At 31.6% G+C, this 11791-nt stretch carries 10 protein-coding genes and 4 pseudogenes; 10 read left to right on the top strand and 4 right to left on the bottom strand.

Features of this window, described 5'->3' with window-relative positions; translation table 11 throughout:
- Nucleotides 1–149: 149 nt before the first annotated feature.
- The gene (locus tag CN288_RS26940) at nucleotides 150–848 is read right to left on the bottom strand and encodes a Crp/Fnr family transcriptional regulator (protein ID WP_098303560.1); all 699 of its coding nucleotides are present in this window, start codon (nucleotides 846–848) and stop codon (nucleotides 150–152) included.
- A gap of 88 nt (nucleotides 849–936) precedes the next feature.
- On the opposite strand from CN288_RS26940, the gene CN288_RS26935 reads away from it, so the two are divergent.
- A complete protein-coding gene (locus CN288_RS26935) occupies nucleotides 937–1719 on the top strand; it encodes an HAD-IIB family hydrolase (RefSeq protein WP_098303559.1) in 783 nt (260 codons plus the stop codon).
- A gap of 287 nt (nucleotides 1720–2006) precedes the next feature.
- On the opposite strand, the pseudogene CN288_RS28505 reads toward CN288_RS26935, so the two are convergent.
- Nucleotides 2007–2204, bottom strand: a pseudogene (locus CN288_RS28505) (methyltransferase domain-containing protein); the annotation flags it as partial.
- Between the two features lie 201 nt (nucleotides 2205–2405).
- Between CN288_RS28505 and CN288_RS26930 the strand changes: the two are divergent.
- Both CN288_RS26930 and CN288_RS26925 read left to right on the top strand, forming a co-directional pair.
- A complete protein-coding gene (locus CN288_RS26930; RefSeq protein WP_098303558.1) occupies nucleotides 2406–2999 on the top strand; it encodes an ArsR/SmtB family transcription factor in 594 nt (197 codons plus the stop codon).
- A 27-nt stretch (nucleotides 3000–3026) separates the two neighbouring features.
- Nucleotides 3027–4277, top strand: a complete 1251-nt coding sequence (locus tag CN288_RS26925; protein ID WP_098303557.1) for an MFS transporter — start codon at nucleotides 3027–3029, stop codon at nucleotides 4275–4277.
- 704 nt (nucleotides 4278–4981) lie between these two features.
- Here the strand turns inward: CN288_RS26925 and CN288_RS29940 are convergent.
- On the bottom strand, nucleotides 4982–5110 hold the full coding sequence (locus CN288_RS29940) for a hypothetical protein (protein ID WP_002193554.1): 129 nt from the start codon (nucleotides 5108–5110) through the stop codon (nucleotides 4982–4984).
- A gap of 445 nt (nucleotides 5111–5555) precedes the next feature.
- Between CN288_RS29940 and CN288_RS26920 the strand changes: the two are divergent.
- The 6 genes and pseudogenes from CN288_RS26920 to CN288_RS26895 all read left to right on the top strand — a co-directional run.
- Nucleotides 5556–5771 (top strand): annotated as a pseudogene (locus CN288_RS26920) (IS4 family transposase); the annotation flags it as partial.
- Nucleotides 5772–5933: 162 nt separating this feature from the next.
- The gene (locus tag CN288_RS26915; protein WP_098303556.1) at nucleotides 5934–6527 is read left to right on the top strand and encodes a TetR/AcrR family transcriptional regulator; all 594 of its coding nucleotides are present in this window, start codon (nucleotides 5934–5936) and stop codon (nucleotides 6525–6527) included.
- Between the two features lie 248 nt (nucleotides 6528–6775).
- On the top strand, nucleotides 6776–7471 hold the full coding sequence (locus CN288_RS26910; protein WP_098303555.1) for a YqeB family protein: 696 nt from the start codon (nucleotides 6776–6778) through the stop codon (nucleotides 7469–7471).
- A 399-nt stretch (nucleotides 7472–7870) separates the two neighbouring features.
- Complete coding sequence (locus tag CN288_RS26905) at nucleotides 7871–8236, top strand: YxeA family protein (RefSeq protein ID WP_098303554.1); 366 nt, start codon at nucleotides 7871–7873, stop codon at nucleotides 8234–8236.
- Nucleotides 8237–8381: 145 nt separating this feature from the next.
- Nucleotides 8382–8956, top strand: a pseudogene (locus tag CN288_RS26900) (transposase); the annotation flags it as partial.
- Nucleotides 8957–9171: 215 nt separating this feature from the next.
- Complete coding sequence (locus tag CN288_RS26895) at nucleotides 9172–10053, top strand: aminoglycoside 6-adenylyltransferase (RefSeq protein WP_098303553.1); 882 nt, start codon at nucleotides 9172–9174, stop codon at nucleotides 10051–10053.
- Between the two features lie 183 nt (nucleotides 10054–10236).
- On the opposite strand, the gene CN288_RS26890 is transcribed toward CN288_RS26895, so the two are convergent.
- On the bottom strand, nucleotides 10237–11007 hold the full coding sequence (locus CN288_RS26890; RefSeq protein ID WP_098303552.1) for a PH domain-containing protein: 771 nt from the start codon (nucleotides 11005–11007) through the stop codon (nucleotides 10237–10239).
- 587 nt (nucleotides 11008–11594) lie between these two features.
- Here CN288_RS26890 and CN288_RS26885 point away from each other — a divergent pair.
- A pseudogene (locus tag CN288_RS26885) lies at nucleotides 11595–11756 on the top strand (PD-(D/E)XK nuclease family transposase); the annotation flags it as partial.
- Nucleotides 11757–11791 lie beyond the last annotated feature (35 nt).

Raw genomic sequence — 11791 nt, 5'->3', positions numbered from 1 at the left:
ACCTAAATGGGATAATACCACATCCAGACTCTTTTTTATTTTCAATAAAACAGAACCAAAAACGGTCGTTTTTGGAACAGTAACTTCATAAAACTCACATCAACTTTAGGGCACCATATCAGAAGTGGAGAATTAACGAATTTTAAGAGTTACTTATATCGGATTCCATTGGACATTTCTTCTAAATCGCTCCAATTCAATATGCGAATAGAATTTTTATTTCTTTCAATGATTCTCTTTTCGGATAGCGAATGAATAACTCGATTTAGATGTCGATATGTCGTGCCAAGTAAATCCGCAATCTCTTTTATATTTGAAGCCTTTAGCTCTATTCCAAAGATGTTATCTGGTTCGGGTGCTATTGTGGACATAAGATAGCTTGCAAACTTGTTTTCCACAGATGCTAATAAATTTACGCGAGAAGCTGTTGTACAAGTTTGAAGCTTATAGCTTACATGTTCTAAAAGTGTGTGTAAAAACTTCGGATTATTCATTTCATGTTGTTTTATATAATCAAAATGCAGTCCAATTAATAAGCAGTTATTAACTGTTTTAACTTGTGATTGAACGGGAACATTTCGAATTAATTCAATATCACCAATAATGGAAAAAGGTTGGACAAATCGTAGTAAAAGTGATTTTCCAGTTTCAACACTTGATGTTACTTTCATTTTCCCTTCCACTAAGAATAATAATGATTCTAGTTCAGTTCCTTCAAGTAAAACAATTTCATCTTGTCCATATTGTTGTAGTGTAAATGGGAGTTGTTTTTCTCGGCCAAACATTTCTTCAATATGATATTCTTGTAATTTTGTTTCGAGTAGCTTCAAGTTATGAAGAAATTTCATATAATCCTCCTTTTGGGACATATGTCCTTTTTATTATAAAATAAACTGATATGATAAGAACAATAAAAAATTTTAGGAGTGGTATAGAATGAAGTTTGTATTTGATTTAGATGGGACAATTTGTTTTAAAGGTCAGCCTATTTCCGAAAAACTACTAGTATCATTAGAAAATCTAGTAGATCAAGGGCACGAAGTCATTTTTGCTTCAGCTAGGCCAATACGTGATTTACTCCCCGTCTTACATGAGCGTTTTCATCAATACCCAATGATTGGGGGGAATGGATCAATGATTGCAAATAAAGGAAAAATAATATCAACGATTAGTTTTGATGAAGAAACGCTTGTAAATATTGTTCAGCTACTTAGAACTTATAATGCTTCTTATTTAATAGATGGTGAGTGGGATTATGCCTATACAGGGCCAGCTACACATCCAATTTTGAATAATCTTGATCCAGAAGGACGTGCGAAAAACGTTAAATTGGATAAATTACAGGCAATCATAAAAATTTTAGTGCTTACTTCAAACAATATGGAAGCAATTGAAGAACGGCTTAGCAATATGAATGTTGTGGTTCACTCTCATGGAAATGAAGGAATTTTAGACATAAGTCCAAATGGAATAGATAAGTGGAGTGGATTGCAACAATTGGGTGTGGGAGAAAAAGAATATATAGCATTTGGTAATGATGCGAATGATATTACAATGTTTCAACATGCTATGTATTCAGTTATGATTGGTGAGAGCTTACAACTAGCACCTTTTTCATCTGAACAATTGATATTAAGTGAGGATACAGAAAACATCCTAGTACAAAAACTTAGCGAATTGGGAGAAATAAATACAATTACTAAGTTGGTAAACCTATAATACATAATCTTTGCTTTTATGAAATAATTAAAGCCTAATTTCTCGTTATTGTAGCTTGAAATTAGTTTTTTTTATATGTTGTATTTCCTTAGCGTATGAAATTCGCGTTTTGTTGGTGGGACCCCATCGCTATCAAGCTAAGATTTTAAAGTACCCCCTAAACGGAAATTTTGTGTTTTTTATAGCACCAAAGTTCATTTTTATCGTTTTTGGGGCAACCTGTTCTCTTAGGTTGATGGTGATGTATAGTGACCCCTATTAGCTTGATTGGGAGGAGGATGCTCTCAGCTAAAAACAAAGCTTCCACCTTTTTTTAAATACAAATGAATAAGCTGCAAGTTTTTTGATAAATCAGATGTCTGTTCTAGCGCATAAATGGAATATACAATACCAAAATGCTCTTTTGGGATATCAGTTTCATCCTCCATCGCAGCACATATCAAATGTGGATTCCACCCTTTTCATGTTTGAGTCACTGTTTTAATTTATACTGAAGTAAGATCGACGCCCGATAATTCTTTCGTTTCATGCTTCGCCATGTACTCTAAAGAATCTCCACTTCCACAACCTATATCACAATTTTTTATTTTTAATTTAGAAATTTCAGAAATAACTTCCCCTTGATCTAAAATTGTAATACAATCGAGTTAAATAAATTTAACCGGTTAAAAAAAGGATGGTGCAAAATGAAACAAAAAGCGATTTCCATTATTGAATCCTACGAACAATTAAAAGTAATAAGTGATCCATTGCGTACAAAAATGCTTATATACTTAGTCGAAAATCCGTATACAGGTCACCAACTTGCCCAATTTTTAAATCTTTCTCGCGCAAAAGTACACTATCATCTCCGCGAACTAGAAAAACACAACATCATTCAATTAGTAAAAAAAGAAGAACAGGGAGGAAATATTTTAAAGTACTATCAAGCCGTTTCACGTGGTTTTATTCCTGCAAATCACTTACTTCATTATTCTGAATCACAAGAGGCAACGAGACAATCTTATTTGGAAGTATTACATCGTGCACAAACAAGAGTATTAACTGCTCCAGATTCATCATTCAATTTAACATCTTCCGATGTTGAAGATTGGCCTAGTATCTCGATGCAAACAGAATTTTCATTAACAAAAGAGCAATTTATAAAGTTTTTAAACCAGTATAGATACCTTGTTAAAGAAACCTTAAAAGATTCCACAAAAACTGATGCCAATAAAAACTTTTATGTTACAATCACAGGCTTTGAAATTGATCAACCACTCTTTAACCAAGATTCATAATTCATTATTTGTAGGGAGGAATATTCATTGAGTGAACCTTTCATATCACAACAAGCTCAACCTAAGTATACGAGTATTTCATTATTTAAAAACCGTGCATTTTTATTCCTTTGGTTATCAAGTACCGCTTCTTTTCTTGCTCTTTCAACCTACCTATTTGCAGAACAATGGTATGTTATTCGAGCTTTAGGTCAGGAATCAGCGCTTGGGATTGTCATGATGGTAACTATGATCCCACGCGTCCTCCTAATGACTGTTGGAGGAGTGTGGGCAGATCGTTTTAAACGTTCAAAAATCATGTTAGTTTCTAGCTTCACGCGTTGCTTACTAATTTTTATTATGATTACTTTATTACATTTACATCTATTAAATTTATGGTCATTACTGGTCTTTGCACTACTGTTTGGAATTCTAGATTCTTTTTTCTCACCAGCGAATCAATCCCTTCTTCCTCTTCTAGTTCCCAAAGAGATGTTGACTCGATCTAATTCTTTTATTCAAACTTCCAATCAAATAGCAATGTTTACTGGACCAATGATAGGTGGCTGGATTATTACCGTTAGTTCTTTCTCAGTTTTATTTTTCTCCGTCGCTTGTTTCTTAGTAATTTCATGCACTTTCACATTATGTATTAAAGAAAAAAAACTTTCACTTTCTTCTGGGCAAGCATCTGCCAAACAAGAGTTATTAGCAGGTTTCCAATATGTATGGAATATGCCTTTTTTAAAATCCATACTTTTCATTTTAATGACAATTAATGTATTCTTCTTTGGTCCCTTACTTATGGGAATTCCATTATTAGCGAACGAAGTATTACATGGAAAGGCAGTAGAGGTAAGTTTTTTACAAAGCTCTTATCAAGGAGGAATGCTAGGTGGCGCTTTATTAATTGGACTTTTAAATATTAGAAAAAAAAGAGGGCTTTCTATTCTAATACTTATTTCTTTTCTTGGTATTTCACTTTCTTTTCTTGGTCAAATATATGTTTTATGGCAAGGAATCCTTTTACTTGTGATGATGGGTTTCATGTCTTCTATGATTAATGTACCACTGGTTTCAATTATTCAAGAAAACAGTGAAAGAGATAAGTTAGGGAGAGTTATGAGCTTCGTAAGTGCCTCTTCCAATGGTTTAGTCCCGTTATCCTATGCTTTTGTATCCATATGCTTAACATTTGGTACTTCTATATCTGACATTCTACTATATTGTGGCTTGCTCATAACTATCTGCTCTTTTCTTTTTATAATAAAATATAAAATTGTACGTGATACAAATTAAGTAAACAGTGCAGTATTTTTAATAGGGGGGCCGCCACATAGCTATCAAGCTAAGAAAACAAAATACCCCATGCCCATCAAGCTAAGATTTTGAGATACCCCATATTCACCAACTTAAGAGATTTTAAAAACTATAAGTACAAAAAACGTTATCCTGTCTAATAATCTAGTTTACTTAGATTTAGGATCGTGAATATTCTTAAGTTGATGGGCATGTATGGTGACCCCTATATATGAAGGACTCTTTTTTATTTCCACTTATGAAATCTTACAAAACTGTCATCTTTATGTAAGGTTATTAGATAGTTCAACTATTATTTCAATGTAATAATAAAAGTATAAGAAATACATACATAAAAAATAAATTGAACAGAGGTAACCATACGATGATTTTAAAACTATCATTTATACTTTTTGGAGTAGCCTTAGTATTATGGGGCATATATAGTACAAAAAAATATGAAAGCTTTTTAGACAAAATCACTGGAATAGGACAGTTTTTAGGCGGAATTACATGCATAATTGCTGGGATTCTATCCTTTATAATTAAATAATTTATAATTGACTAAAAAAGATCCTTAACTAGGATCTTTTTTTATACAACAAATGAAAGTAAACTTTTAGATAGAAGTTTACTTCCAGATACCATAAAAAAAGACAGCTTCAACTGAATAAGCTATCTTTTTCATTTCACCTAAGTTGCCACTAATTTGTTGGTTTTAAAAACTTAAATACTAATAATAAAAAGCTAAATAAAATAAAAACTTGAGCGTCTTGACTAGGATTGCCATCATAACTATCTTGTATCTCAGTAATTAATTCATGTGCTTTCATTTATCTCATCTCCTTTTGGTCTATTTAATTTATTAAAACAACAAATTTTAAATTCCTCTTTATAACTTAATATTATAATTATAATATAAAAACTGGAAATATCTATAAAATCCACCTTAAATTAACCTTAAACAATTAGACCTTTTTATCATTCATCAAAGTAAACTTTTTAATAAAAGTTTACTTTGGAAAATACAAAAAGAATCCTAATTATTTAGGATTCTTTTTGTAGATTTTTAATAGGAACATTTAACTTGATTTTACGATTAGTTATATAAACTCCCATTAGTATAAAAATTAATCCAATGATTAATTTCCAACTTATAACTTCACTTAAAAGGGGTCACCATACATGCCCATCAACTTAAGAGATTTTAATACCCTCAAGTACCAAAAAACGTTATCCTTTCTAAATAATCTAGATTAGAAAGGATGACGTTTTTTGATGAATCTCTCGATTCAAGATGAACTACAACCATTTGCAGAGGAATTACAACGATATGTGACACCTGTATTTTTAGAAGAACTTGCAAGAGAACTTGGGTTTGTAAAGAGAAAACGTAAGTTTTCTGGATTAGACTTAGCTACCATTTGTATCTGGATTAGTCAACGAGTCGCAAGTGATCCCTTAGTCCGATTATGTAGTAGGGGTCACCATATAGAATTCGCATTGTAGAGGTCGTAGAGACTTTAAAGATATAATCTATAAAATTAGATTTGACAAGAATAGGAAAAAAATATACAATCCAATTAATTGAACGTTCAATCAAAAAAATGAATGTTCAATTAAAAACGATTGGGAATTTATAAGGTGGTGATTCTTATGGAAGACAGACAATCTTTTATAACAGAAGCAAGAAGAGAACAAATAATTAAGGCAGCTGTTGAAGTTTTAAGAGAAGTTGGGTATGTAAGTACAAGTTTGTCGAAAATAGCAAAAAAAGCAAACATAAGTACAGGGCTAATTTCTTATCACTTTTCTGGTAAAGAAGATTTGATGAACAATACTTTAATGTATTTAGTTGAACAAGAATGGTTATTTATTAATACAAGAGTTAGTCAAAAACAAGCATCTACAGAAAAATTAAAAGCATTTATCGAAGCAAGTTTAGCTTATCAGGTTATAAACCGAACAAATAATATCGCTTTAATTGAAATAGTTTTTAATGCACGAACACCAGATCGTATTCCCTATTATTTACTAGAAGACGATGAAGAAGATTTAATAAAGGATTTATTACAAGAAATTCTCTTACAGGGGCAAGAATCAAAAGAATTTGGAGATTTTAATATTCAAGTGACCGCAACAATTATTCAAGGGTCGATAGCGGAATCTTTGATATCTTCCCAAAATAAAATGAGTTTAGAAAATTATAGTGAAGAATTGATAAAAAGCATGTTGAAAATAGTTAAATAATGAAAGCAAAAAATCATTTATATATAAGTTAATAAAATGACATAAAAACCCCTTTCTTTTTAGAGGAGGACGAGAGCATCTGGCCGTTCACAGAAGCGGTCAGGACCTTTTCCTAACACATGCGAGGTTTAAAACAAAGAGATTAAGCCAGTAGCGGCCATGTTGTATTCTGCATATCTGCGACTTATATGTCGATATATAATTCCAAAATATTGTTTATAACTATTTTAATAGAGAGGATAGGTATTATGATAGAGAGAGAAACATTTCTTGGACATAGTAAGTCCGAAAAAGCAATTATTGTTTTAGTGCCCATGATATTAGGCGGTTTGATTGGTTGGTTTCTTCCTATCATTGCCAATTGGATACTAAAACTTCCAGTAGTTCCAATGGAAAAGTTAATTTTACTCATTACATTCTTTAACAGCTTATGGGTTTCAAGTCTTGCCACTGTTATTGGAACAATAGCAGGTTTATTATTAGGCTTTATTATTTTAAATGAGAGTCTTGAAGTTACAATTTCCTACAATAATTTACAGTTAAAATTTAGAGAAAAAGTAAATATCATTGAGAAACAGGACATTTTAGCAATCTATATAGAAAATAAGCATTTAATTATCATTGGACAAAAGAGTAATGAATTATATAGAGAAGTTATTGAAGTGAAGAAGGATACTGTACGAGAAGCTTTTAATAAATATCAATATCCATGGAATGAAACGGATCCATTTAGTAGCCAATATCAACGATGGATTTTAGGACATACTGACTTTTCCGAAAAAATAAATGTATTACTTTATGCTAGAGACCGTGCATTGAAAGAAAAGAAAAAGGCAGATGCTAAATATCTACGAGAAGATTTAGCTCAGTTAGGAGCTGTCATTAGAGATGAAAGAAATGGTCAGTACGTGAGACTTTCCCAAAATGCTAATTTTGATGCTTAACATTTAACTTGATTTAGGTAAGACTATTTTCTATACTCCTTACCAATTTGAGTAGTAATTGTGTGCTATTTTTAATCGAACTTTATTTCAAAGTAGCTGATCTTCCATGGTAATAGATAAAGGAGGCGGGTTTACCGTCTTCTTTTTTTTGCAATTTGTTACTGTGTAAATAATCCTTAGCGTGGCTATTCTCCGAAATGCTGGTGATGTAAGGTGACCTCTATCTGCAGAGAAAGAAAATTTTTGTTTAGGGTGTACTTAAAACTCCTAACTTGATGGGCATGTATGGTTACCCCTAATAAACCTTACAATTTTGTAATATTAATGTCACTAAAATCAATTTCTTCACTATAAATCCTTTACTATAATTTCCATATACAAAGGTAAGGAGAGAGTTATATGAAGAAATCATTAGTTATATTTATATTATTCGCACTGTTTTCTAGTTTTGCTATAGGATGTGAGAGATCTAGAATGGGAACAGAACAATACTATGTACAAATAACAAATAAGGGTGAGATAAAAGGTAACCAGCGTTTCTATACTTTATCTACTTATAATGAAGATGGAGTAGAAAAAACAGTTACATTTGGAAGTGTAAAACCAATAGACACACCTCTTAAAGAGGATGCCTTTATACGCCTTTACGTCAGGCACAAAGATGACAGTAATGTAGAAATAGACCATAAAGAAGTAACTTCTTATGAAGAAGTTCAAAAAGATGATTTACCTTCAAAAGTAAAAGAAAAATTACATATTAAATAATTACCCAATCAAAATAAAGGATACTCTCTTATACACGGATGAGGTAGCGCCATATCGCTATTAAACTAGCAGAATAAAATACCCCCTAAAATGAAAAAATACGCTATTCTTTCTGTAGAATCATAGGAAAGGATGGCGTTTTTGTATGTCTATTCCTGTATCTGATGAATTACAACTATTTGCTCAAGAGATTCAAAGTTTTTTATCTCCAAATACCTTACGGAATCTTGCTAGAGATGTTGGTTTTGTTCAGCGAACTAGTAAGTATTAAGCTAAAGATTTAATAGCTTTATGCGTATGGCTAAGCCAAAGTGTAGCAGAAACTTCCTTAACCTAGTTATGTAGTTGTTTAGAAGTATCAACAGAAGTACTCATAAGTCCTCAAGGACTAATTCAAAGATTTAACTCCGCAGCCGTGCAGTTTCTACAACAAGTATTAGCTAAACTTCCAGATGTATTTTCATCGGCTTATCCTGGTGCAGGAGGTTGTAGCCATAAGGCTGGTGTGAAAATTCAACTTGAATATGATCTTTTAAGCGGACAGTTTCTTCACATTCATACAGGCCCAGGTAAACAACATGATCGAACCTACGGTTCTTTGTGCGTTCCGACTGTGAAAGCAAATGATTTGTGTATTCGAGATTTAGGATATTTTACCTCAAAGATCTTCAACATATACATGATAAGAAAGCTTACTATATCTCTCGTATTAAATCCAACTTAGACGAATAAAGGAGTTTTATAAAAAAGGAATCTGCGAACAAATGCTGAAATAACTTATATAAAAGCTAGCTCTAAATAGAAAAGGAAGGTTAGATGAAAAAAATCTTAAATAAATTATAAATTATAATTATTAGATTAGGTTTATATCATACACGAGCTCCTCCATTTATAATTTTCCATGCAAAACTAACTACATATAGGAGGAGAATTAAATGAGAAATGAACATGAAATAATGGAGCTTATAATCAACGTAGCTAAGGAAGATGAACGTATTCGAGCAGTCTATTTGAATGGTTCGAGAACAAACCCTAATGTACCAAAAGATATTTTTCAGGATTATGATGTTGTTTATGTTGTGACAGAAACAACATCTTTTATAAAAGATAAGACATGGATTAATGCTTTTGGAGATTTAATCATGATGCAAGAACCTGACAAAAATGATTTTGGTAGGGAATTTGATTTCGACTTCACTAAATCTTATGGTTTTTTAATGCTCTTTATAGATGGAAATCGTATAGATCTTCGTATTCAAACAAAAGAAGTCATGTTTGAAGAGTATGAAAAAGAGAAGCTCACTCTTCCCTTAATGGACAAAGATAATCTTTTGCCAGCAATCCCTTATCCTACAGATATAGATTACTATGTCAAAAAGCCATCCAATGGTGAATATAATAGTTATACAAACAATTTTTGGTGGTGTTTACAAAACGTTGCAAAAGGAATTTGGCGTGATGAACTCCCATATGCAAAATTAATGTTTGAATATACGACGAGAGATTCTCTAGATAAAATGGTTACTTGGTGGATTGGGATACAAGAAGATTTTCAAGTCTCACCAGGAAAGTTAGGGAAATATTTTAAGGAGTATCTTCCAGAATCATATTGGAAAATGTACAAAGAAACCTATTCTGATTCTAATTATGAAAATATATGGGAATCAATATTTGTTACTTGTGAATTATTTAGAATCCTATCTAAAGATGTCGCTGAACATTTTTATTTCACATACCCTATTGATGATGATAGAAACATGACTAAATACCTTAAACATGTTAGAAATTTACCTTCTGATGCAAAGGAAATATTTTAAGAAAATGGACGCACCCTGCAAATTTAGTAGGGTGTTTATTCAATTAAAAGGTGCTTTAGTACAACAAGGATCAAACTTTATTTCCAACCCGGTTTAAAATTCAATTTTTTATCTATTATTTTTTATAAAAGTCCTTTGTTGGCGAGACCTCTTATAAGACATTAGCAATTAACTAAATTTTGTTTATATATATAGTAACTGTTTCTTCTTAGCGTTAAATTCATCTTCTGTAATTACACCCATATCACATAGTTCTTTAAATTTCATCAACTCATCTGCAGCCGAGGTAGCAGCAGTTATTGATATCGGTTGCGTTTCAATATTGTTACTCTTTAATGTATCCAGTACCTGATGGATACTATTATTAATAGATGTTGCCGAAGCTTTATCTAAAGCTACTTTAAATTTTTCTTGTGGTGTATCGATCGTTAAAACACCAAATACAATTCCTGTTTCAAATGTAATATCATTTATTTTTTCATGAGCTACTGCTTTAAATTTTTCACCACTTAAAGTTTTTTGTCCAAATAAGATGCGTTTATTGGTAATCGCATAGGCAAAATTACTATCGTGTTTTGTCACTGATTTGTAATTATGTATTCCAATAAACGTCATAAGAACTGTTTCACCTTGCATTAAATTCTTTTCGAGTATGCCAAAGTGTTTTAAGCCCCATTTTTGATTAAACCCTGAACCGAATTTATTATCTAGACAGTACTGATACATTCCTTCAGCACTTGACATTGGATCATCACTCAGTTTGTTTGCCTTTGCATCGATTGTAGCTTTAATTTCTTCAATCGTAACTTTATTTACAGGCACAACACCAACGCCACCAGCCTCTTTCAAACAATCTGGGCAAACCCAGGCGTTAGATTTTTTCACTTTGTACCTATGTAATCCCACTTCACTTTCACAAACACCACATACCGCTTTCCGACTAAAGAATCCCATGATTAACCCCCATTCCGATTTCGTTCATTTTTTTCTATAAATGAATTAACGTAACCTTAGAAATCTTATTCCCCTTAACTTAAATAACAATTTGATAAATAGTTACATTAATATATTAACTATAATACTATTAATCTCCTATAAGGAGTACGACAACGATTCGTTCTTTTTTGGGCCACTCGTAAAAAACTTTAAAATGTATGATGAAACGATGAATTTAAAGAAATTAGTTTACAAAAAGAATAAAACTAAGTTAAGAAAGTGAATTTTATCAATACGAGTTTTTCTATTACATATTAAAATGGAATTACCCTTTCAATTTATACTGAACCCTTCACAAATTGTGAGGGGATTTTTTATTCAACATACGAGTTTTACAAAAAAGCAGTGATATCACTGCTTTTTTGTACGGATATTTAATGAGCAGTTTTACAAATTATAAAGTGGCATCAACTTAGTTTTACTTTTACAATAAAACCGTCCCAAAAAGTAAAGGTTTTGGAACCATATTAATTAGGGATAATTACAATTGAATGTTGTAACTTTTTAGTGCTCCAAAAATTGATGCCAAAAGTGAGTTTAGAAATTTGATTCATATTTGTATAAGTTTGCATGTCCATTTTGCTTTTAAGCAATTATTTGGTACAAATGGTAGTGAGGATATTCTCATCGCGTTTTTAAATGCGATACTACAAGATTCCTTAGAGTCACCTATTGTTTCTTTACAGCTAGAAGATCCACATTTACATTGAGAACATGAAGAGGATAAATTATCGATTTTAGA

The organism is Bacillus sp. AFS023182 (genome assembly GCF_002560575.1).
GTDB classification, from domain to species: Bacteria; Bacillota; Bacilli; order Bacillales; family Bacillaceae_G; genus Bacillus_A; species Bacillus_A arachidis.
This window is presented reverse-complemented; position numbering and strand designations above follow the sequence as displayed.

Excerpts from the sequence above, each read along its gene's own strand:
- CN288_RS26915 (WP_098303556.1), top strand. The coding sequence starts at position 5,934 with ATGGAAGACAGACAATCTTTTATAACAGAAGCAAGAAGAGAACAAATA.
- CN288_RS26905 (WP_098303554.1), top strand. The coding sequence starts at position 7,871 with ATGAAGAAATCATTAGTTATATTTATATTATTCGCACTGTTTTCTAGT.
- CN288_RS26890 (WP_098303552.1), bottom strand. The coding sequence starts at position 11,007 with ATGGGATTCTTTAGTCGGAAAGCGGTATGTGGTGTTTGTGAAAGTGAA.
- CN288_RS26895 (WP_098303553.1), top strand. The coding sequence starts at position 9,172 with ATGAGAAATGAACATGAAATAATGGAGCTTATAATCAACGTAGCTAAG.
- CN288_RS26910 (WP_098303555.1), top strand. The coding sequence starts at position 6,776 with ATGATAGAGAGAGAAACATTTCTTGGACATAGTAAGTCCGAAAAAGCA.
- CN288_RS26935 (WP_098303559.1), top strand. The coding sequence starts at position 937 with ATGAAGTTTGTATTTGATTTAGATGGGACAATTTGTTTTAAAGGTCAG.
- CN288_RS26940 (WP_098303560.1), bottom strand. The coding sequence starts at position 848 with ATGAAATTTCTTCATAACTTGAAGCTACTCGAAACAAAATTACAAGAA.
- CN288_RS26930 (WP_098303558.1), top strand. The coding sequence starts at position 2,406 with ATGAAACAAAAAGCGATTTCCATTATTGAATCCTACGAACAATTAAAA.
- CN288_RS29940 (WP_002193554.1), bottom strand. The coding sequence starts at position 5,110 with ATGAAAGCACATGAATTAATTACTGAGATACAAGATAGTTATGATGGC.